At 63.5% G+C, this 25119-nt stretch carries 24 protein-coding genes; 20 read left to right on the top strand and 4 right to left on the bottom strand.

Features of this window, described 5'->3' with window-relative positions; genetic code table 11:
- Window positions 1–3: 3 nt before the first annotated feature.
- A complete protein-coding gene (locus M1P90_RS31070) occupies window positions 4–3018 on the top strand; it encodes a DNA polymerase III subunit alpha (RefSeq protein ID WP_483699631.1) in 3015 nt (1004 codons plus the stop codon).
- Between the two features lie 58 nt (window positions 3019–3076).
- Here the strand turns inward: M1P90_RS31070 and M1P90_RS31065 are convergent, their stop codons facing one another.
- Window positions 3077–3697: a class I SAM-dependent methyltransferase gene (locus M1P90_RS31065; RefSeq protein WP_483699630.1), complete on the bottom strand. Its 621-nt coding sequence runs from the start codon at window positions 3695–3697 to the stop codon at window positions 3077–3079.
- 195 nt (window positions 3698–3892) lie between these two features.
- Between M1P90_RS31065 and M1P90_RS31060 the strand changes: the two genes are divergently transcribed.
- The 4 genes from M1P90_RS31060 to M1P90_RS31045 all read left to right on the top strand — a co-directional run bounded on the left by M1P90_RS31060 (window position 3893) and on the right by M1P90_RS31045 (window position 6343).
- Window positions 3893–4387, top strand: a complete 495-nt coding sequence (locus M1P90_RS31060; protein ID WP_483699629.1) for a hypothetical protein — start codon at window positions 3893–3895, stop codon at window positions 4385–4387.
- Window positions 4384–4803, top strand: coding sequence for a P-loop nucleotide/nucleoside kinase family protein (locus M1P90_RS31055; protein WP_483699628.1), 420 nt, complete (start codon window positions 4384–4386; stop codon window positions 4801–4803). Before M1P90_RS31060 ends, M1P90_RS31055 begins: the two co-directional genes overlap by 4 nt.
- A gap of 116 nt (window positions 4804–4919) precedes the next feature.
- A complete protein-coding gene (locus M1P90_RS31050) occupies window positions 4920–6035 on the top strand; it encodes a DmpA family aminopeptidase (protein WP_483699626.1) in 1116 nt (371 codons plus the stop codon).
- A complete protein-coding gene (locus tag M1P90_RS31045; RefSeq protein ID WP_483699625.1) occupies window positions 6032–6343 on the top strand; it encodes a cupin domain-containing protein in 312 nt (103 codons plus the stop codon). Before M1P90_RS31050 ends, M1P90_RS31045 begins: the two co-directional genes overlap by 4 nt.
- Here M1P90_RS31045 and M1P90_RS31040 read toward each other — a convergent pair.
- Entirely contained in the window at window positions 6309–7382 is a 1074-nt protein-coding gene (locus M1P90_RS31040) for an IS701 family transposase (RefSeq protein ID WP_483699624.1), read from the bottom strand. The two genes, M1P90_RS31045 and M1P90_RS31040, sit on opposite strands and share 35 nt — an antisense overlap.
- 208 nt (window positions 7383–7590) lie before the next feature.
- Window positions 7591–7914: a cupin domain-containing protein gene (locus M1P90_RS31035; protein ID WP_483699623.1), complete on the bottom strand. Its 324-nt coding sequence runs from the start codon at window positions 7912–7914 to the stop codon at window positions 7591–7593.
- A 713-nt stretch (window positions 7915–8627) separates the two neighbouring features.
- Here M1P90_RS31035 and M1P90_RS31030 point away from each other — a divergent pair.
- Window positions 8628–9326, top strand: coding sequence for an RNA-guided endonuclease InsQ/TnpB family protein (locus M1P90_RS31030; protein ID WP_483704715.1), 699 nt, complete (start codon window positions 8628–8630; stop codon window positions 9324–9326).
- A gap of 26 nt (window positions 9327–9352) precedes the next feature.
- On the opposite strand, the gene M1P90_RS31025 is transcribed toward M1P90_RS31030, so the two are convergent.
- On the bottom strand, window positions 9353–10444 hold the full coding sequence (locus tag M1P90_RS31025; RefSeq protein ID WP_483699168.1) for an IS4 family transposase: 1092 nt from the start codon (window positions 10442–10444) through the stop codon (window positions 9353–9355).
- A 456-nt stretch (window positions 10445–10900) separates the two neighbouring features.
- On the opposite strand from M1P90_RS31025, the gene M1P90_RS31020 reads away from it, so the two are divergent.
- The 14 genes from M1P90_RS31020 (at window position 10901) to M1P90_RS30955 (ending at window position 25107) form a co-directional block, all read left to right on the top strand.
- Window positions 10901–12343 carry a two-component system sensor histidine kinase NtrB gene (locus tag M1P90_RS31020; RefSeq protein WP_483699622.1) on the top strand — a complete coding sequence of 481 codons (1443 nt, stop codon included), beginning with the start codon at window positions 10901–10903 and terminating at the stop codon, window positions 12341–12343.
- Between the two features lie 233 nt (window positions 12344–12576).
- Window positions 12577–13152 (top strand): CAP domain-containing protein, encoded by a 576-nt coding sequence (locus M1P90_RS31015; RefSeq protein WP_483699621.1) that lies wholly within the window; start codon window positions 12577–12579, stop codon window positions 13150–13152.
- A gap of 14 nt (window positions 13153–13166) precedes the next feature.
- Window positions 13167–13772, top strand: a complete 606-nt coding sequence (locus M1P90_RS31010) for a response regulator (protein WP_483699620.1) — start codon at window positions 13167–13169, stop codon at window positions 13770–13772.
- 199 nt (window positions 13773–13971) lie between these two features.
- The gene (locus M1P90_RS31005; RefSeq protein ID WP_483699619.1) at window positions 13972–14877 is read left to right on the top strand and encodes an NADP-dependent oxidoreductase; all 906 of its coding nucleotides are present in this window, start codon (window positions 13972–13974) and stop codon (window positions 14875–14877) included.
- A 57-nt stretch (window positions 14878–14934) separates the two neighbouring features.
- On the top strand, window positions 14935–15114 hold the full coding sequence (locus M1P90_RS31000) for a hypothetical protein (protein ID WP_483699618.1): 180 nt from the start codon (window positions 14935–14937) through the stop codon (window positions 15112–15114).
- Window positions 15115–15292: 178 nt separating this feature from the next.
- Window positions 15293–15499, top strand: coding sequence for a hypothetical protein (locus tag M1P90_RS30995; RefSeq protein ID WP_483699617.1), 207 nt, complete (start codon window positions 15293–15295; stop codon window positions 15497–15499).
- Between the two features lie 336 nt (window positions 15500–15835).
- Window positions 15836–16540 carry a hypothetical protein gene (locus tag M1P90_RS30990; protein ID WP_483699615.1) on the top strand — a complete coding sequence of 235 codons (705 nt, stop codon included), beginning with the start codon at window positions 15836–15838 and terminating at the stop codon, window positions 16538–16540.
- 22 nt (window positions 16541–16562) lie between these two features.
- The gene (locus M1P90_RS30985; protein WP_483699614.1) at window positions 16563–18470 is read left to right on the top strand and encodes a hypothetical protein; all 1908 of its coding nucleotides are present in this window, start codon (window positions 16563–16565) and stop codon (window positions 18468–18470) included.
- A gap of 50 nt (window positions 18471–18520) precedes the next feature.
- Window positions 18521–19072: a TadE family protein gene (locus M1P90_RS30980; protein ID WP_483699613.1), complete on the top strand. Its 552-nt coding sequence runs from the start codon at window positions 18521–18523 to the stop codon at window positions 19070–19072.
- On the top strand, window positions 19072–19599 hold the full coding sequence (locus M1P90_RS30975; RefSeq protein ID WP_483699612.1) for a TadE/TadG family type IV pilus assembly protein: 528 nt from the start codon (window positions 19072–19074) through the stop codon (window positions 19597–19599). The genes M1P90_RS30980 and M1P90_RS30975 overlap by 1 nt, the downstream gene beginning before the upstream one ends.
- Window positions 19600–19623: 24 nt before the next feature.
- Window positions 19624–20523, top strand: a complete 900-nt coding sequence (locus tag M1P90_RS30970; RefSeq protein WP_483699611.1) for an SAF domain-containing protein — start codon at window positions 19624–19626, stop codon at window positions 20521–20523.
- Window positions 20524–20542: 19 nt separating this feature from the next.
- The gene (locus M1P90_RS30965) at window positions 20543–21763 is read left to right on the top strand and encodes an ATPase, T2SS/T4P/T4SS family (protein ID WP_483699610.1); all 1221 of its coding nucleotides are present in this window, start codon (window positions 20543–20545) and stop codon (window positions 21761–21763) included.
- 45 nt (window positions 21764–21808) lie between these two features.
- On the top strand, window positions 21809–23059 hold the full coding sequence (locus M1P90_RS30960; RefSeq protein ID WP_483699609.1) for an AAA family ATPase: 1251 nt from the start codon (window positions 21809–21811) through the stop codon (window positions 23057–23059).
- Entirely contained in the window at window positions 23056–25107 is a 2052-nt protein-coding gene (locus M1P90_RS30955; protein WP_483699608.1) for an ATPase, T2SS/T4P/T4SS family, read from the top strand. Before M1P90_RS30960 ends, M1P90_RS30955 begins: the two co-directional genes overlap by 4 nt.
- Window positions 25108–25119 lie beyond the last annotated feature (12 nt).

Genomic DNA, 25119 nt, shown 5'->3' with positions numbered 1-25119 from the left:
ACCATGGACTACGTGGAGCTGCACTGCCACTCCTACTACAGCCTGCTTGATGGCACCTCGTCGCCATTTGAGCTGGTCGCACGCGCGGCCGACCTGGGCATGGACACGCTGGCGCTGACCGACCACGATGCGCTCTATGGCGCGGTGCCGTTCGTGACCGCCGCCAGGGCGCGCGGCATCCGCCCGATTCTGGGCGCCGAGCTCACCCTGGAAAGCGATCACCACCTGACCCTGCTGGCCGAAAACGAGGCTGGCTGGCGGAATCTGTGCCAGCTGATCAGCCGCGCGCGGATGCGCGCGCTCAAAGGCCGGGCCAAGCTGGCCTGGGCCGATCTCGATGGGCACACTGATGGCCTGATCTGCCTGTCAGGCTGCCGGCAAGGGCCGATCGCTTGCGCGCTGCGGACGTGGGATCGTACCGCCGCCTTTCGGCGAGCGCGCCGTCTGCGCGACCTGTTCGGGCCTGACCACTTCTGGATCGAAATCCAGCAGCACCTGCGCAAAGACGATGCGATGCTCGCGGAAAGTCTGGTCTCGCTAGCCCGCCATCTCAGGCTCGGCTATGTGGCGACCAACAACGTGCACTATGCCCGCCGCGATGGTCAGCCGCTCCAGGATGTGCTCGTCGCGATCCGGCAGCGCGCACCTCTGGATACAGCTGGCACGGCGCTCCGGCCAAATTCCGAATACTATCTGAAAACCGGCGCGCGCCTCTTGCCACTGTTCAGCGCCTATCCGGATGCGCTGACAAACAGCCGTCGCATCGCCGAGCGCTGCACATTCCAGCTGCGCTACGGGCTGCAAGACTTACCAGGATTCCCGACGCCCAATGCCTTGAGTCCGGCTGCCTATCTGGCGCAACTCTGCGAGCAAGCGCTGCCCTGGCGCTACCGCGACCCGCCCGAGCGAGTCTGCACGCAGCTGCGCTACGAGCTCGCGGTGATTGCCCGCGCCAGCCTGGCGAACTACTTTCTGATTGTCTGGGATATCGTATGCTTTGCGCGCACCCAAGGCATCCGCTGCCAGGGGCGCGGCTCGGCCGCGAATTCGCTGGTCGCCTACCTACTGGCAATTTCCCCGATCGACCCGCTCGCGCACGATCTGGTGTTCGAGCGCTTCCTCTCTGACGAGCGGCCATCGATGCCCGACATCGACCTCGATATCGCTGCCGACCGGCGCGAGGAGGTGATCCAGTATGTGTATCGGCGCTATGGGCATGAGCACGCGGCGATGGTCAGCACCGTGATCACCTTTCAGGCCCGCAGCGCGCTGCGTGATATCGCCAGGGCGCTCGATCTGCCAGTCGAGCTGCTGAGGCAGGCCGAGCAGGCGCTTGAGGCCGAGCAACTGCAGAACGGCGGCGTACTGACCATGATTGCCCAGCTTTGTGGGCAGATCGACGGTCTGCCGCGCCATCTTGGGCAGCACAGCGGTGGCATGGTCATCACCGCTGCACCGCTGGCTGAGCGGCTGCCGATCGAGCCAGCGGCGATGCCGGGGCGCGTGGTCGTCCAATGGGATAAAGATGCGCTGGAGGAAGTTGGACTGGTCAAGGTTGACCTGCTTGGCCTGCGCATGCTCTCGGCGCTGACCGAGGCGGTTCGCCTGGTGCATGCAGCGACAGGCGCCAGGCTCGATCTCGACCGCCTGACCTTCGACGATCAAGCGGTGTTTGAGCTGATCGCCAGAGCCGACACCATAGGAGTATTTCAGGTGGAGAGTCGCGCGCAGGCGCAAATCCTGCCGCGCCTGAAGCCCAGAAGCATGGGCGACCTGATCATCGCGATCTCGCTTATCCGGCCAGGGCCGCTCCAGGGCGATATGGTGCATCCGTACCTGCGGCGTCGCCAGCGCCTGGAATCCGTCACCTATAAACACCCATTGTTGAAAGGCGCGCTCGCGGAGACTCTTGGCGTCATCCTGTTCCAGGAGCAGGTGCTGAAGGTAGCGCGCGACCTGGCAGGCTTCACGCCTGGACAGGGCGAGCAGTTACGACGAGCATTGGGGAACAAACGCGCTGACCAAGCGATCGCGCAGCTGCACGACGCGTTTATGGCTGGCGCCCAAGCCAAAGGGGTACCGGCATCGGTCGCCAATGCGGTCTTCGATCAACTGCGTGCGTTTGGTGGCTATGCCTTTCCGAAAAGCCACGCGGCCGCGTTTGCGGTAATCGTCTACCAGTCGGCCTGGCTGAAGTGCTATTATCCAGCTGCATTCTACTGTGCGATCCTGCGGAATCAACCCATGGGTTTTTGGCCTCCCTCGGTGATCGTTGGCGACGCCAGGCGCCACAGCATCCCTATGCTGCCCGTGGATATTGCGCAGAGCGCTACGCGCTGTTCGTTAGAGGGGGACGGCATCCGCCTGGGGTTGGATTATGTCGCTGGGTTTGGCGCCAATCGTCTCGCCCAGCTCGAAGAAGTTCGGTGCGCTGGGCCGTTCTCAAGCCTGGCGGATCTGTGTCGCCGCACACGACTGCCACGACTGCTGATCGAGCGGCTGATCCAGGCAGGTGCGCTCGATCGCTGGGGCATCGCGCGGCGAGAGCTGCTCTGGGAACTGGGCACGCTGCGCTATGCGGAGGACGAGCTTGACCTGCCCATTCCGCACACCGAGGTGCAGCTGCCGCCAGAGTCGCGCGCCGAGGCATTCGCGGGCGAGATGGATACACTCGGTCTCTCGCCGAACGAGCACGTTATGACCTTCTATCGCGCCTGGCTCGATACCGCTGGGATGCACAGCAGTGCGACGCTGGAAGGCTGTGACGACGGCCAGCGCGTGCGCATAGCCGGCCTGTGCGTCGTCCACCAGGCGCCACCAACTGCCAAGGGATTCCATTTTTTGTGCCTGGACGACGAATATGGTATGGCCAATATTATTGTTTCGCCTGGTCTGATAATGCGCGATGGCCGGCATTTGCACAGCGGGCGCGTGCTGCTGGTCGAAGGGGTGGTGCAGCGCGAGGCCGAGGTCATCAACGTCATCGCGCAGCGTGTCGAGCCGCTGGCGATATCCTAGATCTCCCCTGCCGCCAAACGATCGTATTATGCGAGGTTGTGCAATCAAACACCTGTCTCTATGGAGCATGGCGCTTGCGAGCGATGATGTGGAAGACATGCCAGTGTTTTGGGCCGCTGACGGCGTTCCCATCCTCCTCAACTTCCCGCAGCACGTCGATCTCAAAAGGTGCAAGAAGTGTCTGTACGTCTGCACGGGTATGAAATGTTCTTTCCGGGTTCGATGCCCAGCTATCGTGCTCGCCAAACAACTGACCAGCGAACACCCCGCCCGGAGCGAGGGTCACGACAATACCGGCCCACAAGCGCGGAAAGTGCTGTGGCGTACAGAACGGCAGACTGAAGCCCGCATAGACAAAATCCACCGGGGGCAGCACCACGTGCTCAAACGCGGTCACGCGCGTTTGTAATCGCGGCTGAAGCTCAGGTGCGACTTTCCGCTGCACCAGTTGAATCGCTTCGGATTGTCGATCAATCGCGAGCACATGCCAGCCGGCTTCGAGCAAGGCGAGCATTTCGGTACCATCACCACAGCCCAAGTCAGCCGCCCATCGCGTCGGTGCGGCTACGGCTCCGTCACCACAGGCGGTAAGCGCCTCAATCAAGAGCGGTCGAGGTGGACGACCAACGAGTGCTTGATAGTAGTGCGACCAGCGTGCTTGTTCTTCGGATTGAGCCATGCAATCTTTCCCTTTCGGGCATCAAGACGATTATTCTAGCATAGCTGCACAGCCAGAATGCGGCGGTACGCCTTCTGCCAGCAGCATTTCCTGTGGTACACTTGTGCGCGCTTTTGTGTGTCGGAATACGTGTGATACGTAGAGTGCCCTCCAGGACTTTGGAGACAGCCCCGCCCGATGAGCGCGAGGTGTCAGATGGGTCACCGCGAGGAGTTGCTGCGCCGCTTCCACCTTGATCGTGAGGATCTGGAGGCCAACCGACGTGGCCAGCTCAGCCAGCGGCAGGCACGCGCGCTTGTCCGGAGCGGCGTTCGCAATCTGCTGGGCGCGCTCCTGATCGGTCTGGCGCTCGCCGCGATTCTGTACGCTGTGGCCAGCAAGCCGCTGGCCCCGATCCAATGGATTCTCGCAGCTGTCCTCGCCGCTGCGGACCTGGTCGTCGGCGCGATCGACTTCCGTCGAACACGGCAGGCGGCCAGTGAGGCGCGCGTCGAATGCCTTACGGGAGCCATCCGCGTTCAGATGCGCAGTCGCGCCGGCTGGAATCTCCTGATCGACGGACAATCCTTCCGGCTCCCGGTACACATCTGGGATGTGAAGAACGGTGCCTCCTATCGCGTCTATATCGCGCCAACGGCCAGGCGTATCGTCGCGCTGGAACCGGACGGCTGGGACGAGGAGATACAATGATTCATGCGCCTGCGAAGCCAACCTTGGTTCTACTGGCTGGGCTGCTGGGAACGGGCAAATCGACGCTTGCTATTGCGCTGGCACGCCGATTGGGATGGCCAGTTATCGATAAAGATCTGCTCAATATCGTCTTGCTCGCGGCATCGCTCACCCAAGTGCAGGCTGGGCCATTGGCCTACGAGCTTGCGCTGACGCTCGCCCATGCGCTGATGGTTCAGCAAGGACAATCGCTGATTCTGGATACCGCCGGGCGGCAGCCGTTTATCCTCCAGCGTGCGCGCACGATCGCGCAGGAGGCAGGAGGTCAGTTGAAAGTCGTTCGCTGTATCGCACCCTTCGCTGTCCGCCAAGCCCGATTGCAGGCGCGGCCCGCTGGCCCTTCGCAATGGACACACGACCAGACGACCCTCGACTAAGAAACCGCCTGGTATGCCCATCTCCCAGCAGATACGTTGATCGTCTCTTCCGACCAGCCAATTGAGGATCTGCTCGCCATCGTTTTGCCGTTTGTCCAGGCGTATGAGAGCGCGCAATGCTGATGCCAGAACATGACGATTTCACGCCTACAGGCATCCCCACACGGCGTGCTCGCGCGCGCAGTCTGGGCATCGCCCCCGGCATTCTGCCTCCTGGCCCGCTCAACGCGATCACCGATGTCGATGGTGTGCTGGTAGGGCATATCACGCTGATCGAGGGTGAATCCATTCGCACCGGCGCGACCGCCATCCTGCCACACGCGGGGAATCTGTACCGTGAGCGCGTGCCGGCCGGGATTGTCGTCGGCAATGGCTACGGCAAGCTCATGGGCTACACGCAGGTGCACGAGCTGGGCGAGATCGAGACGCCGATCGTACTCACTAACACGCTGGCTGTGCCACGCGCCGCCGACGCAATCCTCGACTGGACGCTCGCCGATCCGGCCAATCACGACGTGGTCTCAATCAATGCGCTGGTCGGCGAGACCAACGACAGCTACTTGAACGACATCCGCGCGCGAAGGCTAACCGCTGCGACGATCGAGCAGGCGATCACGCAGGCGCGCGGTGGCCCGGTTGAAGAAGGCTCGGTCGGCGCGGGAACCGGCACGATCGCGTTTGGCTGGAAGGGCGGTATTGGAACGAGCTCGCGGGTGTCGCCAGCGTCGCTTGGCGGCGCGACCGTCGGCGTGCTGGTACAGTCGAATTTCGGCGGAGTGCTCCAGATGGCTGGCGCTCCTGTCGGTCAAGCCTTGGGCCAGTACTATCTCAAAGACGCGCTCGATCGCGGGGACGCAGATGGCTCGATCATGATCGTCGTCGCGACCGACGCGCCGCTGAGCGATCGCAACTTGCGGCGCCTGGCTGCCCGCGCACTCGCTGGCCTGGCGCGCACCGGCGCGGCGATGAGCAATGGCTCGGGCGACTACGTCATCGCTTTCTCAACCGCTGAAAGTGTGCGCCGCCGCAGGGGTGCGGCCCCGCCAACTGGACCGGAGCTTGCCAATGATGCAATTTCGCCGCTGTTTCAGGCGGTGATTGAAGCCACCGAGGAAGCGATCGACAATTCGCTGTGCATGGCCGAAACCGTGCAAGGCTATCGCGGCCACGTCGGCCGCGCACTGCCTCTCGACCAGGTGCGCACGCTCCTGCGCACTGGAGGAGCTGTATGACACCTGAGACACCAGCACACTTCCAGAGTATGCAATTACCAGCCGCGCCGGATCACCTCGCACCGGATGGGTCGGCCATACGCAGCCTGCTGCGCGTGCGCGGCGGCAGTCTGGCCTACTGCACGCTGCCCGCCGGCGCAGTCTCGCACGCGGTCGTCCACCAGACGGTCGAGGAGATCTGGTATTGCCTGGCAGGCCGTGGCCAGGTGTGGCGTCGCGGGCCAGTGGAAGCAGAGATTAGCGATCTCGTGCCTGGAATGTGTATCACTCACCTTACGCAGCCAAGCGGGTTGGTTGCAACTCGCTGAGGGCATCAAAGGCAACACGCACGGCACGAGTGTATAGCTTGGCCCGCAGCGCAAAATGGTTCAGGCTGGTTCGCTGTTTGAGCAACTCTAACTTAATGTAGCCACACAAGGCACCAAAGATATGATTCGTTTGTGTGGTCACCGTTTGGGTTGGCGAACGCTCTAACGCGGCGTTCTGTTTCAGCGATTTGTGATATGGCTCCACGTTCCACCGTTTGCGATAGAGTGTGGTCACGTCGTCGTAGCTTCTCGTGGTATCGCTTGTCACCAGATACAACACACCGCGACTTCCATCTTCGTTTTCGAAGACTTGCTTGACTAGCAGGAGCGGAAAATCCACTCCTTCGAGCTCGATTTCGCGCACAGCGTGTGCTTCCAGAACCAGCGTGTCCACTCTCACATAACGACCTTGCTTTTTGTCGCTTGCACTCAAGGCAACCTTGCGATTGGTCTTCAAGGGCATCACAAACTCTTTCTTGACCGTATGCTTGATGAACATCATATTCTCAGCAGAAGCAAACCAGACATCGTTAAGCACGTACCGAAACGGGATCTGGTTGGTGACTGCCTGCTGCACCATCGCACGGAAGTACTCGTTCTTGCCCGTCGGTGAGCGGCGCTTGGTCTTGCCGTCTTTCTGATCGACGTAGTGTTCCGTTTTGGCAATCAGGGTGATACCGACGGGCAGGGAGAGGCCTTGGGCGTGATAGAGTGCGGTCAGAAAGTTGATGCCTTTGACTGAGCGACCTTGGGTGTGGTCGTAGTGCCAGCAGATGATGTCGTTCTCATCGGTGTAGGGTTTTTCCGCAATACTATCGTCGAGGATGAGCACGCCATCAAGCTGCTCAATGGCGCGCACATGTGGCTTGACCGTCTGCCACAGGTCGCTCGAAGTCCGTTTGGTACCGGCCAAAAAGCGTTGCACGCGGTCATGACTGATGTGACCATCGAGCAAGGTCGCAAGTCCGGTCGCGGTGGTCTGCCCAAACGCACTAATCAGATAGTCGCTATACAAGTCAAGCAGTTCGTTGTCTTTCATACCAGCAGTCTACTACACACTCACGATGCCTGCTGCGTAAGGTGAGTGTATCACCATTCCGGTCGGCACGGAGTTTCAGTTTCGCGCGATTGGCGTGAACGAGTTGCACCTGCTGATTGCGACCATGCCGCCCTGGCCTGGCGCGCACGAGGCGCTGCCGGTTGTTGGCTATTGGGACGCCAGCTGATCGCGATACAATCGATTGCGTTTATCCACCCGGCGCCGGCGCGATTCCCACCAGCAGCACCAACCGTGTATCGCCGCGGTTCGTCACGCCATGCGGCGCCCCAGCCGGAGCCCAAATCACCATGCCTGGCCCAGCCTGATAGGTCGCATCCGCGACTACAAACTCGCCCTGGCCCTCGACGACAAAGTAGAACTTGTCCTGGTCGGCGTGCGTATGCGTCGCCTGGGTCTGGCCGGCCTCCAGACAATTCAAGCCAAGCAGTAAGTGCGAGCTCTGAAACAGCGTTGATTTGAAGAACTTCTCCCCGCTGGAGCCGATGTGATCGCGATAGTCGGTGATGTACATGGAGCATCGATCCTTTCTTGTAACCTAGGAATGTGCAGCCAACAGTCGTGGAGACTGCATTGCGAATAACCCTCACCACACGTCCGACCCAGGCAAGCTATACTAATTCCGCTATCCTGACCTTATAGAGCCCGCCGCAAGCCGCCGCGCTTGAGCGCGTGCGGTTAGGCGCTGGCTTTAGCTACGTCCAGGGCGCACGCTGTTTCTGCTGTCTTGATGCGGTAAAGACACTTGCAGTCGAACATAGTTTCGGGTAACATTCTCGCATGGTGATCAAGACCTTTCGCTACCGTCTGTATCCCAGCAAGCCGCAAACACGGCTGCTTTCTCGCACGCTCGAGACCTGCCGTCGCTGGTATAACCAGTGTCTTGCGGAACGTCGAGATGCCTATGCACAGCGCGCTGAGACGGTGGGTAAGTTCGCTCAGTTGGCTCTGGTGAAGGAGCAAAAGACCAGCAACCCCTACGCCAAAGGTATCCATAGTCACGTCTTGCAGATCGTCGTCACTGATCTGGACAAGGCGTTTCAGGCGTTTTTCCGACGCATCAAGGGAGGCGAGACGCCCGGCTTCCCGAGGTTTAAGAGCCGCAACCGCTTTTCCAGTTTCGGCTTCAAGGAGTACGGAAATGGCTTCAAGATCGACAGACGGCGGCTGCGACTCTCGGGTATCGGTCGTGTGGCTGTCCGCTAGCATCGCCCGCTCGAAGGGCAGATCAAAACGCTTCGCATCACCCGCCGCGCCAACAAGTGGTACGCCTGCTTCGCTTGCGCAGTCGAAGCCGCACCGCAGACCCTCGTCGGACGGGATGTAGGTGTAGACGTTGGGATCGCCAGTCTGATCACCACGAGCGACGGCGAGAAGCAAGGGCATCCTGCTCTGTATCGCACCGCGCAGCGTAAATTGCGAGTGTTGCAGCGACGCCTTGCCCGGTGCAAAAAGGGAAGCGCAAACCGACGTAAAGTGGTTTTGGCGCTTCAGCGCGAGCATGAACGGATCGCCAACAGGCGCAAGGATTTTCTGAACAAGCTGGCGCATCGGCTGATTTCGCGCTACGACCGAATCGCGCTTGAAGACCTCCGCATCACGAACATGGTGCGGAACCGACATCTGGCAAAAAGCATCTTGGACGCCTCCTGGGGCTATCTTGTTGGACACCTCACGAGCAAAGCGGCAGAGGCTGGCCGTGTGGTGTGTTTGGTAGACCCGCGGAATACATCCAAAACGTGTAGCCAATGCGGGCATATCTTCGAGACGCTTTCTTTATCAGATCGGTGGATTGATTGCTGCTGTGGCCTAAGTATTGATCGAGATCACAACGCAGCCATCAACATCCTGAACCGGGCTGGACAAGTCCGTTGGGGCGTAAGCTCGCCAGTGGGCGGGTTGCCCCAAGAAGCCGCCGGTCTTTAGGCCGTGCGGAGTGTCACAAAGGCTAGCTACCCGACAGTTTGTCTGCTGATAGGAGTGAATTGCATCACAAACGGCCGCGCGTTCTTCAGGCATCGGTAGATCCAGCGAAAACCGATCTGGAAAATGCTCAGGTCGCGCCGGTCGTGACGGTCAACCTGACTGCGCAGCCCACGCTTGACCACCCGTGCCCCGCTTGTCATCAGCCAGTCGTAGACCAGCACCACCGCCAGCGTCAGCCGCGACAGTCGCGCGAAGTGCCGCAGATGTGAGCGTTCCAGATCAAAGCCCTGCCCCTTTAAATCGCCAAACAGCTCTTCGATCCACATCCGGCGCCGATACGCCTGCAACACCGCTCGCCGCGTCGGCAGATTGCTCGCCAGCAACCACGCTTCCTTTTCGCCGGCTGCCCACTCTGCCAGCAGATTGACCTGCCGCTTGTGTGTGCGTGTCAGCCGCGCGCCTTCCAGCCAGAGATGCTGCCCAGCCTGCTCCACCTGCTGGCCAAATGCCTGCCACTCCGGCGTTTCGGCCGCTTGCACCTGATTGTTCGGTTTCTGGCGCAGCACGTAGCTCCAGCCCCACGCCTGCAGTTGCTCCTGCACCTCGCAGGCTTCGAACTCGCTATCACCGACCAGTGTCACACGGACATCGAGCGGCATCAACTGGCGGACAACGCTGAGCAGGGCCAGTTGCACACGCGCCGAGCAGTGACCTTTCGCGCCCGGCTGCCAAGTCCAGGCGATCGGAATGGCGCGGCGTCGAAACGCCACAGCGACCATCACGAGCCGATGCGAGAAGCTGACCTTGCTGGCATCGATAATCAGACGGACCTGAGCAGTGGAGCGCGCTTGGGCAAGCAGCCAGGCACGAGCAAACGGCTCATACAGCGGACGAACACGCAGGGCAGGATTGTCGAGCAGTCGTTCGAGCCGACGCACGATACTGCGTTCGGTGGCCTTGCCGGGAATACGAAGCGCGATGTGGGCGAGGTGAACCGACTTGGCGAGCAGAATACCGGCCATCAGGGCGGCTAGGGTGCGGAGACGGGTAATGCGCTGATGAGGATGCAATTGCTGCAACTGCTGCAAGCTTGTATGATACACACGGTTGATCGACATCTGGTTCCTCCTTGGACAGGGTGGATTGTGTTCACCACCACTGTACTCAGAAGGGCGATGTCGATCAACTGCCGCTCGTGATATCGTCGGTGAACCTGTACCATCACCTCTCTCTTGAAACTGTCGGGTAGCTAGTCACAAAGGAACTGTGATAGCCGATTCGGTAGAACTTATGCTCGTTGAATGTAATATACGCATTTGCGTCATATATCGTACACCAGCGAAGTCTATTGTCAATTTATGCAGTAATATATAACGATTAATGCAAAGTCATCATAGATAATGGTGAAATAGTTACCAAAAAGTCAATAAATATATCTGTACGCCCGACGTTCTTTTGATATACTCGGTCTGTTCAACGCCCGCCTATGGCATGTGGCCTGGACACAATGGATTCGGATTGGTGTCGCTCATGGAACGAAGAACCAGCACGACACCCGGACAAAGATCAGTGGTGTGGAAACCATAACGAAGCGTAGGAGTTGGTCCCTCCTCGGCGCCCTCCAACGCAGCTACAAGTCATACGCAACCACGAAACACTCCTTCAACGGTGTCACCCGCGGTACGCTCAGCGAAATCAGCCTGCGCCACGCCGACCGCTTGCTGCTCGGCATCAGCTGCACATTGCTGGCGCTGCTCCTTGCGGGTCTGCTTGCACGCTTCAGCGACATGTCCATATTCCGCTCTTCAGCGGTCATCGGTAGCTCAGGCGTTTGTTTCATGCTCGGCGCAACAATCAACAGTCTCCTCGGATGGCACCGGGCCGCGCTCCAAGCCCGAGCCCGGCTGCGGCAGCTCGTCAGCGCACAGCCAGCGGCGCTCGTTGCTCTTGCCACTCCTGACGGCCAGATGTGCTATGCCAGCCCTTCCTTCCGAACGATCCTGGGATGTGATCCCGCCCTCGCCCTGGGCAATCCGCTGCTTCAGTACGTGCATCCTGCCGACAGGAGTGAGCTCACGAGCCACTTCACGCGCATCTGGGGTCGTGGAGTTGACCAGGCGACGTTTCGTCTGCGCCACGCCGACGGAACGTGGCGCTGGATCGAAGCGCATGGAGCACGCACCGGCAACCATCAGCAAGCAGCGCTCGTCCTCGTGGGCCATGACATCACCGATCGTATAGCGCACCGAACCGAGATCGAGCGCTGTGAGCACCTTCAGCGTATCAGCCATATTACTGGGACGGTGGCCCATGATCTCAATAACCTCTTGACCGGCATCGCGGGCATTGCCGCTCTGGATATGCAGATTCTAGCGCCAGACAATGAGCTCTATCGCGATCTTGCGTCGATCAGCCACGCTACGAGCCAGGCCGCGACGCTTATTCGCCAGCTGCGCTCGCTCACCCGGCCGCTACCCTTTTCGCCACGCACCCTCGATCTGAACGCCCTGGTTCAACAGTTCGTGCACTTTATCGAGCGCCTTCTCGGGCCGAACATCACCGTGTGTCTGACACTCGCACCAAATCTCGCCCCGGTTTGGGGTGATTCGAGCCAGCTAGAGCAAGTCGTTCTGAATGTGGCAATCAATGCCCGCGATGCGATGCCCGGTGGCGGACGGCTACAGATCGGCACAACGAATCTTGCCTCTGGAGAGAAAGGTTTGGAGCCGGATGGCAGCCAGCCGGCCCCGTACGTGCGGCTGAGCATCAGCGACACCGGCACGGGCATGGATGCTGCGACCCAGGCGCGGATGTTCGAGCCCTACTTTACCACCAAAGCGCCGGGTCGTGGCTCAGGTCTCGGGCTCGCGACCTGCGCCGAGATCATACAGCAGCACGGTGGGAGCATCCAGGTCGCAAGCTGTCCAGGACACGGCACGACCGTGACAATTGATCTCCTGTGCGGCCCTCAAGATCAGCCGAGAACACTTGGTAGACAAGAACCGTTCCTTAATTGAAGCTCAACACGAAATAGTGTATACTTCTTGTCATGACCTTCTGACGACACAAACGTGATTATCGCGCGACGCAGCATTGGGAGCTTCACATTCATGCACCTCACCCACCCACGACGATACGTCTGCATCTTGCTTGTTCTGGCGCTGGCACTCTGCACTACTCTTACCTCAAAACCTGTGTCGCGGGTTTCGCGGACGGCCCGTACCTGGTCAGGCTGCCGTTGGTGGCCAAGATGAGCGTATCAAACAGCCTGCCAACGCCGCAGCCAGGCACGCCACCCGAGCAACTCGCGCTCGACCGCATCAACGCCTATCGTGCGCTGGCCGGCGTTCCACCCCTAGAGCCGCACCCCACGCTGCTCGCGGCGGCGCAACACCACGCCGACTATGATCTGCGCAATCACAATGACCCATCAGCCTGGACAAACGGCCCGCACGGTGAGGTGCGTGGCAAGCCGGGCTTCAGCGGGATAATGCCGGGCGATCGCGCGGTCGCAGCCGGCTATCCGTGGGCAGCCGGCTGGGAAGTCATGAACTATTTTGACGATCCGCTCCGCGCGATCGATGGGCTGATGGCCACGGTGTTTCACCGGATCAACATCCTCACCCCAACCCACGCCTATCTGGGCTACGGCCACGGTCGCAGCGCGGTCGAAGCTGTCGACGTGCTCGACTTCGCACGCGGTTCGGCCGACTCGTCCAGCCTGCCCGAGCTGACCGTGCGTGTCGCCGGCATGCTCGATGGAGCACCATTCGATAAAACCTGGTCATTCACGACGACGACGTGTAGCGACCCGCTCAGCTGCTAGATCGGCAAGACCCTATGACTTCACCATCCGTTGTCCTGATTATCGACGACGATGCCCTGCTGGGGCGCTCGCTCGTGCGCCTAGCCGAGCGCACCTTTCCTGGCTATCAGTGTTTTTGGGCGCGCGATGGGGTTGCGGGCGTCGAGCTGGCACGCCAGCACGTCGGGCAGCTGCGCCTAGTTGTTCTTGATATCGCCATGCCCCGCATGGACGGCAATCTGACAGCCGTGCAGATCCGCACGCTCGCGCCGCGCGTGCCCATCTTGCCATTCAGCGCACACGAGCAGTCCTGGCCGATGCTGCTGGAACTCGGCTGCGAGCAGCCGATCCGCAAACATCCCGATATGGTGTTCTCGCTTGGCCGGCTTATGCGGCAGGCGCTCGCGAGCGAGGTTGTGCCGTTGCCAGATCACTCATGGATCCGGGCACAGCGCCAGAGTGGCGATCTGCTCCTGGAACAGGCACAAAGAGCGGCAGAACACGGCGCTCCGCTACCTGAAGATCAGGTTCAGCGCGCGCTGATGTGGCTCGACAAATACTGCAGCCGCTTCGCGACGCCGGCGCGCGAGGTATTGCAGGCGCGCAAGCTGCTTCGCGAAGCCAGCAGGACGCACCAGTAGCCTGGCAGGAACTCAATCTCTACATCCACCGAGGCAGAGGGAGACGCGTCAGCGAGTGACCCATGGCTGCAACTCCACGCCTGAGCAACAATCCGAATCAATCCATCGCTCCTTGCTGTCGGCTATAATGAGCCTCGCTCGGCTCTGGTGGACACCTATATGACCAATGCCAGGGAGGAATGGTATGAAGGCGATCCTGTTGACTGGTTTCGGCGGGACTGACATGCTGCGCTACGGCGACGCACCAGACCCGATCGCTGGTCCGGGTGATGTCGTCGTCGATGTCTACGCCGCCAGTGTCAATGCCGCCGACTCCAAGGTGCGGCGCGGCGCATATGGCGATCTGCCATTCCCGCACATCCTCGGGCGCGACTTTTCCGGTGTGGTCAGCGCGGTTGGCGCAGGGGTCGACGATCTCACAGTCGGCGACGCTGTGTTCGGCGTCACGGAGCGTGGAGTGGAGGGCGCGTATGCTGAAAAGCTGGCGATCAAGGCCGCGATCGTCGCCAGGAAACCGCCGCAGCTCAGTCACGTCGAGGCGGCGGCGATGGGGCTGATGAGTCTGACTGCGCTCTGGGCGCTCGAAGACACCGCGCAGCTCAAGCCTGGTGAGACGATCCTGATCCAGGGCGGCGCTGGCGGCGTGGCGGGGTTCGCCATTCAGCTCGCCAAGCACATCGGCGCGCGAGTGATCACCACGGCGAGCGCCGAGAATCACGACTACGTCCGCCAGCTTGGGGCCGATCAGGTGATCGACTACCGCACCGAGGATTTCACCAGGGTGGCCGGCCCATGCGACGTGGTGTTCGACACGGTGGGCGGCGAGGTGCAGGTGCGCTCGTATGAGGTGCTGAAGCCCGGCGGTCGGCTGGTGTGGATCGCCGCCGCGCCGACAGGATTCGTGCCGAGCCGACAGGACGTGCAGGTGCTGCGCCCGGCGGTCGAGCGCGACCGCGCCCACCTGGAGCGCATGGCCGAGCTGCTGGCAAGCGGCGCGGTGTGGCCGCCGGCGATCACACGCTACAAGCTGGCCGACGCCGCTGAGGCGCATCGTGTCAGCGAAGGGCGCCACCTGCGCGGTAAACTGGTGCTTGAGGCGCGCTAGTGTAATTGCAAATGCAGAATGTTGTCGATGGTGGGCGGTGCATGCAAGGAGGAGCCAATGCCAAGCTATCACACGATTGATGATTTCATCGCCGATGTCAAGGCGACTCTAGCGGCTGGCGATGTGAATGACGATGTTCTGGAGCGGCTCGCGGCGGTGATGAGCGATCTGGTCAGAAGCCCAGTCGTCGACCAGGTGCATGACGAACTGGCCGGCAATATCCACCACGGGCGATAATCCGGGCCGCAGTATACCGATGAAAGTGGTCTCACGCTGGTGCGCGGGCGCTTCGACCCAGACGCACTCACGCCCATCCATAACCATGGCAGTTGGGGGATCGTTGGGGTCTACCGCGGGCGCGACCGCTATCAAATCTGGCGACGGCTGGACGACGGCCAGGGCCCAGGCTCCGCGCGTGGAATTGGTCGAGGAGCGCGTGCTCGAAGCCGGCGATGTGGCCGTCCTGCCGCCGCCACCGAAAGATATCCATGCTCAACAGGGGCTGGACGGCGCGCCAGTCTACGAGTTTGTGCTGTTTGGCGCTAACACCATGATCTTACCGCGGCTGTACTTCGATCCACTGCACGGCACGGCGCGCGAAGTCCAGCTCGGCGCTCGCTAGGACAGCTTCCAAGCAGTCCAAAAGACGCCGACCAACACCCAATTTCACCCCTGTCGCGCCTTGGACCAACGCATTGACAACTTCGCTACCTGGCCAATGGCCGAGACGGATCCCAGTAACAGTCTCCAGTAGTCCTATGCATGCATAGCCCGCTTGGCGGCAACAGATAGGGACATACAGGTATCTAGCCGCATGGCAATACACGCGCTATAGTAAGTGCAGTAATATCTGGAACAATCTATCCCTCAGCAGGGGCAGGTGCAGCCCGTTGCGTGGTGTGAGGTCTTTTGACGCTCACGCCGCGTGGCGGGCTTTTTGGTATCTCAAGGAGATGGTATGCGAATCTGGCTGTTCTATCTGTGGAACCGTTGGCGTGGCATCGCTGCGGGCGGGATCGTCATCCTGGCACTTGTCGCGCTGGCACTGGTCGGATGGGGCGGCCCGGCGCTCGGCGTCCACCTGCTCGGCGACGCCGGCGCGCCGCGTTCGGTTTCGAATAGCGCGTCTGGTATGGTGTTGCCGCGTAGCAGCAATTCAAACGCCAGCCCGGCGGCGCTTACGGATGCCAACGCGAGCGTGCTCGATACGCCGGCGCCTGCCGACGCTGGCCCGCAGACGGTGGCAGCGGCCCAGGCCGCCTGGAGCGCCGCTCTGCTTCAGCAGAGGGAGGCCAGTCTGCTCGCCGCCATCAACTGCGCGCGGCAGGCGCGACAGCTGCCCGCTCTGACACTCGATGCACAGCTGAACAAGACAGCCGGCGCGGCCTGGCTACGCCTCGTACACGAGCCCTCGTTCTCACTGATGCAACTGCCAGGCACATACACCGTGCGCAGCGTGCTGCCGCTGGGCCTGGACACACCTGCTGAGGCGAGGGCGCCGCTGCATAATCACTCCAGTGATGCGGCTGCGAGTGGGTGCGCTGCGGACGGGTTCGATGCGACAACGCTGCCGCTGACCGGCCGCGCAGCCCACATTGGCATTGCCGTCTTTCCACCCCAGGCAGCCTGGGATATGGCATCGGCCGTCATTCTCGTCCAGTAGCAGCCAAGGAGCAGTCTTCGCCATGAAGCGTTCTCTCATCCTGATTCTCATCCTCGCCACGAGCGCCGCGTTCATCCCTGCTGCGCAACCTGCCGCTGCTGCACCTGCGGCAGCTCCACCCGCCGGCTGGGTCAAGGCCCAGGTGGTCAGCGGAGGCTGCGACACCGCCGGCCATTGCAGCAGCAGCGTCAAGCCCGGCAGCCCAACGCTGTATGAGTACAAGCCGGATCGCCAGTCGGTCGGGCGCGACTTTGCCGTGGGCGCGGATCGCTCGCAGCACGGCGGCTACCCGACCTATGTGTCGCGTGACAAATGCCATATTGGCAGCATCGACTACTACTGGTCGGCCGGGATCTGGCACCACGGCGGCTACTGGACGCTGACCTTTGACGCGCAGGGCCGCGAGCATTGGAGCGGGCCGAGCAACCAGCACTGGGCGTTCGAGCACAACGATACCTGCCAGGCGATCCCCACAGCTATCCCAACCGCAACCGCGACCGCCGTCGTGCTGCCGCCGGGCGTCACACCATCGCCAATGCCGCCGCCTACCAACGTGCCTGTTCCCACCACGCCGCCGCAGCCGTGCACCAGCTCGCGTGGCAAGTTCGACACACGCGCCAATCTGCGCATTGATGTGCCAAACGTGCCCGCGACCGAATATGCCTGGGACACGCCAATCGATTCTATCGATGCAAGCGGCGCACGCCAGCAGGGCGTGCCGATCTGGGAGGCCTACCCGTTTAGCGTGACCCGCATTCCGCCAGCCGCGCGCCCGGCGGCGCCCGTTCCGCTCGCAATGCCGCTCACGATTGTCTACGACCTCGCGCATATGAAGACCGGCCCGGTTGACGGCGGGGCGTACGACGACAACCACCCGGGCCAGGCGCACATCGCCTTTGGCCTGCGCGACCTGACGACCGCGCAGGACCTGCTCCTGATTGACACGCGCGATGCCAAGGAGCTCAAGGCTGCCGACGGCCGGGTGATCAAGTGGAACCGCACGCTCAAAATTATCACCGCGCAGATCGCACCAGCGCTCCAGTTTTTGCCGGAGTCGTCACAGGTCTACGCCAACTTCGATCGCCTGCACAGCGGCGCGTGGTGGCCGGTCCAGCGCACGCCGGCAGTGAATAAGTACATCGCGCCAGACCTGGGCAGCTCGCTGGTGCGCTTTACCCCGCAAGCCGGCCACAGCTACCTCGCGTGGAGCTGGAACGGCCAGGGGTCGTGCTGGATTGAAGCGCCGCGCTGGACGGTTGCCGCGTTCACAGCGCCGCTGCCGCCAACGCCCACGCCACTCCCGCCGCCGCCGCCGCTGCCGCAGGCCAGCTTCACCGTCAGCATTCACTCAACGCTGGATCCGAAGAACGGCGATAGCGACACACGCAGCGCGGTCTACCGGTCCAGCGGCGGGACGATCGCCTGGCCAGCGGGCGAGGTGCTTGACTTCACGCCGCGCGTGCAGATGGTCCTCAACCCGGCCGCGCCCAGCTATCCCAGCTACGCCTTCCGAGCCCATGTCGATGGCTGGAGCTATGTCAGCTCGCTCGGCCAGCGCGCGGCCAGCGCCGCTGATGGCTTGGGCCGCGCGGGCTGCCGTGGCAGTGGCGCGCTCCGCAGCGGATCGAGCGGCGCAACCTGTGGCTACCGCTACATCGGCGGTGCGTCACTCAGCGACAGCACCACTCCAACCGAAGCCGATATGGCCAGCCAGGCACACGTCTACTGGGCGGCCAGCGCGCCGCGCTCCATGCGCCCGGATGTCTATGCCTACACGCTTGGCCGGCTTCGCCAGGCTGATCTGAAGGTCGAGGTGCGGATCGTGGTCGAGGTCGTGAACGTGGCAACCGGGGCGGTGGTCGCCAGCCGCACCACCACCGCGACTGGCACGTTCGGCGTATCGCTGGTGATGCCGAGAAGCGCGAAGTAGGACATGGGAGATGGAGGATAGGGAATGGAAGATCGAGAGACACCGTTACGATGAGAAGGCATGATATGCAACAAGAACGACCTGTGGCCCTGCGCGTGTGGGGCAGGGGATGGCTTCGGCCAGCGCCGCGCCGATTGCTATCCGCCTATCCTCCATCCCCCGCCTCCCATTCCCCGGTCTGCGGCCAGGCAATGGTGGAGATGGCGCTGGTGATCGGCATCCTCATGCTGGTGATCCTGGGTGGTCTGGACGGCCTGCAGATCCTGATGACCCAGTACACGGTCTCGCAGGCGGTGCGTGCGGCGGCACACCAGGCCGCGCTGCTCGGCGGACCCGACGGGCAGAACGGCACCTGGGGCAACGGCCCGCATCCGTCGGGGACGGTCGCGAGCACCGCGCGCGTGATTCTCGACAGCGGTATGGTGACGGATTCCACCAGGGCCGCAATTACCGTGAGCTGCGCGCGCACGCCGTGCCGGCGCTACGATCCGATCACCGTGCGCATCACCTATCAGGACACGGTCTGGGCGCCGCTTGGACCGTTCCAGCTAGCGCGCGCCGACCTCCGCGCGACGCGGCTGGCAGAAAAGGATGCACAGTAATGCAATACCAGCAGCGCACGTCCGGTCAGGCTTTGGTGCTGGTCGCGCTCATCCTGCCAGTCCTGATGATGCTGGTCCTGAGCTGCATTGAGATCGGCGCGCGCTATCAGGAGCTGGCGGCGGTTGAAGATGCGCTCAAGCAGGCCACGCGCTCGTCGGTGCAGGCGTTCGACTACGCCGCCTTTGCGCGGAACGGTCAGGTGCTGCGCGAAAGCGCGAGCAGCAGTACGGGCTGCGCGAGCGTGACGGCAAGCAGCGCCCGGGCGCTGGCCTGCACGGTGTTTGTCACCAACCTGCACGGCGTTGGCGGCGTCGCGGAGACGCCCGATCAGACGTCCGCGCGCGTGCAGTGGACCTTTCTGCCGCAGGGCGGAACCTGTACGTTTCCGAACGGCCGCCCGTCGGTGACCTTCACCACCCCGGCAGTCTGCGCGACGCTGCGGCCGCGCATGACCGGACTGCTCGGCTGGGGCGTCTGGACGCCGCAGATCGACGCGGCTGACACGCTTGATCACCTTGGAACCTAGCGGCGATACAACGGAGGAATGGATATGTCACTCTCACAACCGATCGGGCAAGCGCTGACGCCCAAGAAGTCGAGTCTCGCGCCAGTGCTGCTGCTCGTGCTTGGAATCATTATCGCGCTCGGCGCGGCAGGGTACGGCTACTTTGAGAGCCGGCGCACCGAAACGGCGCTTGTTGCGGTGCGCGCTGTGCCGTTCGGCCAGCAGATCAGCGCCGACGACCTCGGCACAATCGAACTGCCGCTGCACCGGCCAATCCAGCTCGCCGGCATCGGCGACGCGAGCGCGGTGGTCGGCAGGTGGGCCGCACGCGAGATCGGGCCAAACGACCTGCTACAGCCAAGCATGCTGCTCGACCGCGCGCCAGACCAGCCCGTCTACCCGTCTGGCCAGCAGCTCGACAAGGATACCGTGCCCGTGCCGTTCTCGACCGCCACGATCGGCCCGCTGACCGCACGCGATCTGGTCAACGTCGGCTACAACGCCGCGAGTGGTGACGCACAGCTCTGCCGTGCCAACGGCGGCGACGCCAGCCCTGCGTCGGCGCCTGGCCAGAACGCGGACGACGCGCCGCAGGGTCGCCCTTTCGCCTGCCGCCTGATGCAGCGGGTCAAGGTGTTGTACGTCGATGAGGGCAAGGAGCTGGCATATCTGCAGATGACGCCCTATCAGTCGCATACGATCTGGGCGCTGCAGGCGGCTGGCGTGCAGCTGTGGGGCGAGCGCTACGGCGCGTCGTCGGACGAGTTGCCGGCCATGGACCGCCTGGACGCGAGCCAGATCACGACCGACCGCCTGACGATGACGGTCTCGGACACCCTGACGCTGTATCGTCCGCAGGGCATGGGCGGCAGCATCCCAGGCAGCAGCAACGCGCTTCCCGGCCAGGAAGCACGACCCACGGCCGCGCCTGCCACGACGCCATAATTGAACAGGAGTATGCACGGTGGCAGCACCAGCAGCAATCGATGAGCGCCCTGAGCCGGGCGCTGAGGACAGCAGCGCTACTCCCGAAAGCCGGCTCGAAGAGCTCGTATTCCTGACCCAGACCGGGCGACTGCGCCACTGGCAGCGCGGCGTCAGCGACACGCTGATGCGTGCGGGCATGGCCAGCGGCATGACGATCGCGGAGTGGGCGGTGACGCCCTGGTACGGCCCGCTGGAACCATGGCTCGCGAGCGGATCGGCGGTCTCGGACGTTCTCATCAATGGCCCCGGGCGCGATGTGACGATCGTCGAACACGGCCAGCGCATGGCCAGCGGCGTCACGCTGCACGCCGAGTGGGTGGCGTTCGTGCAGCGCCAGCTGCTGCTGCGCAGCGGTCTGGTTCAGCTGGCGGATGTGAGCGACCTGCGTGCCATGGCCTGGCCTGCGCATGCCCTGATCGGCACCGCCGATCAGCGGCTGCGCTTCGCGATCACGCGCCCGCCAGCCTCGCCTGGCGGCTCGACCGTCGCGCTGCGCGTGCTGCCGCGGCGCTGGCGCACGCTCGACGATCTCGTCCTGGATGGGATTCTGCCGCGACCGGCGGCCGAGCTGCTGCTTACGGCGCTCCGGCAGGGCGTCTCGCTGCTGATCGCTGGCGGCACCGGCAGCGGCAAAACGACCCTTGCCGCTGCGCTGCTGCAGGCGATCGGCGAGGAAAAGCGGGTGGTGACGATCGAGGAGGCGCGCGAGCTGCCGGATCTGCCTGACAGTGTGATGATGGAGGTGCTGCGGAGCGGCCTGACCTTCTCCGACTGCGTGCGCTTTGCGTTGCGGCAGAAGCCCGACCTGATCGTGGTCGGCGAGGTTCGTGGGCCGGAGGCGCTGGCGATGCTGCGCGCTGCGGCGACCGGCCACCCCGGCATCGGCACCATCCACGCGCCGGATACCCAAGGCGCGCTCAAGAACCTGGAGCGCATGGCGTGCGAGAGCGGCGACGTGCCAGCCAACATCGTGCGCGGCATGCTGACCTCGAGCGCGGTGCCGCTGCTCGTGGCGCATATCGGGCGCTATGGTGGCACGCGCGTGGTCGGCCAGATCGAGGAAGTCACCGTGATGGGCGCAGGCGGGCAGACTGGCGACAAGTACACCACGAACCCGTTATTCGTCTATAGCCCGCAGACCCAGCAGGTGCAGAAGGCTTACCCGGTCCAGGGCGAATGGGGGCGCGGCCGTTTCTAACGAACATCTTCAGGCTGCCAGGAACAGCAGCAGTATGGAGCGAACATGGAACTTTTTCTTGTCACAACCACCCCCGGCCTGGCCGAGGCACTGCGGGGCTATCAGGGTCTGCAGGTCTTGACCCTGCCCTCGCTGATACGGCTCACAAGCCTGATCGCGAGCGAGCAGCCGCCCGACGCGATCTATGTCGAGGATACGAAGGGTACACTCACCGAGCTGTGGGATGTGATCCGCGCGGCCCAGCGCGCGCGCGTGCCCATTCTGGTCGGCCTGCAGAGCGTCGGCATGGTGCACCGGTCCGATTTCGCCGACGCCGGCCTGCCGGTCTCTGAGGCGCGCGATGCGACCAGCCTGGCAGGGTGGATCGGCGCGCAGCTTGGCTTGCGCAAGCTGGCCGCCGCCGGTCAGGTCACGATCGCGATCGCTGGCGCCAAGGGCGGCATCGGCAAGACGCTGGTGGTTGCGATGCTGGCCGAAGGGCTGAAGCGCCGCGGCCTGCAGGTGCTGATCGTCGACGGCGACCTTTCCAACTCCGGCCTTGTCCCGACCTTCCGCATTCCGTCGGGCTTTCCGTCCTACCTTTATCTCAAGCAGGATGGGCCGGGCGCATTTACGCCTGCAAACGTGCGGCGGCATATCTACACCCACGCGCCGAGCGGCCTGCATTTTCTGCTCGGCGCAGAGGAGACCGCCAACCCGCTCGACCTGAACCTGGGTGAGTGGCAGGCGATGATGCAGGCGGTGCGCGCGCTGGACGGTTATGATGTGGTCCTGCTCGACACTGGCCCTGAGATCAAGAAACGCCCGTACGCGATTGACGCCGCGCGCAGCGGCGGCTACGTGGTGCTGCCGACGCCGCCCGGCCGCAAGGAGCGCGCCGGTGTCGGCAACGCGCTCAGGGTGTTCGAGCATCACTCGCCGGATCTCACCGACCGCTGCTTGCTGCTGTATATGGAGCCGGAGCGGGGCGTGACTGTCCCGATCAATCGCGTGGTGCCGCTGTTTGCGCAGGCCTGGCCGCGCGCGCGCACGCTTGGGATGCTGCCGCGCGCGCCGCGCCAGGTGTCGATGGCCGATGAGGAGGGCGATCGCTACCTTTCGCCGCTCGATGTTGCACCGCACAGCGCGTTTTCACGCGCCGTCCACCAGATCGTGCAGCGCCTGTGTGACCAGACCAGCCTCACACCTGCCCTGCCCGTGCCGAAGTCCTCGCTCTGGCAGCGCCTGCGTGGCGAGAAGATCGCGATGGAGCCGACCACCGTGCCGGCGTTTAGCTCAGCCGAGGTGCGCGGATGAGTACCCAACCGGACTATACTGCCGCACGCCCCGCGCCGCTGTACGTCGATGAGGACGGCGGGCTGGCCGTTCTGATGGGCGCGCAGAACGTGACGCTGGCGCGCGAGGCCGCGCTGCGCGAGAGCGCGATCTTGCAGGGCGCGCGCGACGTGCTGCAACGCGCATTCGCAGACGAGACGCGCACGCAGTACCTTGACCCGTTCGCGCCGGCCGCCGAGCGCAACGCCGAGGTCATCCGCGTGCTGCGTGCAGCAATTGCTGAGCACCGCCAGCGCGGCGGGCCGCTTGCCCATGTGCCTGCCGATGACGAGACTCTGGTCGCGCTGTTCGCCGCGACGATTGGCTGGGGACCGGCCCAGCGCTATCTCGACGATGGGCGTGTGAACGAGATCAAGATCGTCGGGCGGCACATCCGCGTGCAGGAGGCTGGCAAGCCGTTTGTCACCGTGCCTGAGGCGTTTGGCTCGACCGACGAGGTTCAGTCACGCGCGCTCCTGCTGGCCAGCGTGCTTGGCGTGCGCCTGGACGCCGAGACTCCGCAGGCGACCCTGCCGGTCGCCCACGGCACGCGCATGCACGTCTCGATCCCGCCGCGCACGGTCGAGGGCGCGCTGGTATGCATCCGGCGCGGGCGGCGTGAGGCATGGGACATAGACGACGTTCTGAAGCGCGGCACGCTCGATCTCAGCGTCGCCGGCTTACTCACGCTGTTCAGCCGGGCGCGCTGCTCGATGCTGATCGCCGGCCGCACCGGCAGCGGCAAGACCGGCCTGCTGGAGGCGCTGGCGAATTCCTGGCCGGGCGATCCGCACATGCTGACGATCGAGGATCACACGATGGAGATTGGCATCCGCCGCCCCGATATCTGGACGCGCGAGCTGGTCGACACCCAGCGTGACCCTACGGCGTTCGGGCGCGTCGCACGGGAGGCACTGCGGCAGACACCGGATCTGCTGCTGCCGGGCGAGATCCGCGGCAACGAGGCTGGTGCCATCCTTGCGCTGGTGCTGTCTGATCACCCAGTGATCTCGACCTTGCACGCGCGCTCGTGTGCCGAGGCAATCGAGCGCTTTGCGTCGTGCGCGGCGCTGCCGGGCGCGTATATGTACGAGGCGCGCCGGGATGATGCGCTGCGCGACGCCTGCACCGGCTTCGATGTGCTGATCAACGTCGACTTCTGGGAAGAGCGTGGGCGCCGTCTCGTGACCGAGATCGCGCTGCTCGACGGGTGCAGTGTGGAGGATGGCCTGGTCAAGCCGCGCGTCATCCCGCTGATCAAGGTCGATGTGCAGCCGGACGGCGCGATTGTATGGAGCAGCGCCGCACGGATTACTGCTGGCGGCATGCTGGAGTGGGTGGGCGGCCCAGATCGCACGGGCGAGGCGCTGCGCGAGAAGCTCACGCGCGCTCACGCGCTCACGCAGATCCGCGTGGTCGCGACTACGCTGGACATGGTCGCCGAAGCGATCGGCCGAGCCGAGCGGCTGCTGCTGGCCGGCGAGGCCGAGCGCGCGCTGGCGACGCTCAGCAGCGCATGGGCGCAGCGCCGCGATATGCGGCTGATCGGCATCGCACAGCGCGCGCTGGCCCAGGCGCCCGGCACGTTTGCCTCACTCGCAGCCACGGCGGCCGCACAGTTCGCGGAGCTTGAGCAACTCACACAGGGCCGGCGCTGGCGCGATGCCCGCACTGCGCTGGACTCGCTGCTGAGCAGTCTCGGATGCGCCGCCGCGGCGGCGCCGACGGGCGGCTGGGAGCAGCTCGAAACACAGATCAAGGCTGGTCTGGCGCAAGAGGCCGCGGCCGAGGAGGCGCGGATGGAGGCCGAGACTGCGCTGGGTCAGGGCCATCCGAACGCCGCGGTCGAGATTCTCAAGCGCGTTGCGGTCGCCGACCTGCCGCCACACGTCGCGCTGCCGCTCATTCGCGTGCGCGAGGCCGCGATGCAAACGCTGCTCACGCGCGGCGAGGGATCCACTGAGGCACTGCGCTCAGTTCGCGCGCAGCGGATCGGGCTTGAGGCGGCGTTGGCTGAGGAAACATGCTGAAAGGATGTGCTC

The sequence above is a fragment of the Kouleothrix sp. 19917 genome (assembly GCF_057073505.1).
The sequence above is the reverse complement of the archived record's forward strand: the minus strand, read 5'-3'. Positions and strand labels throughout refer to the sequence as shown.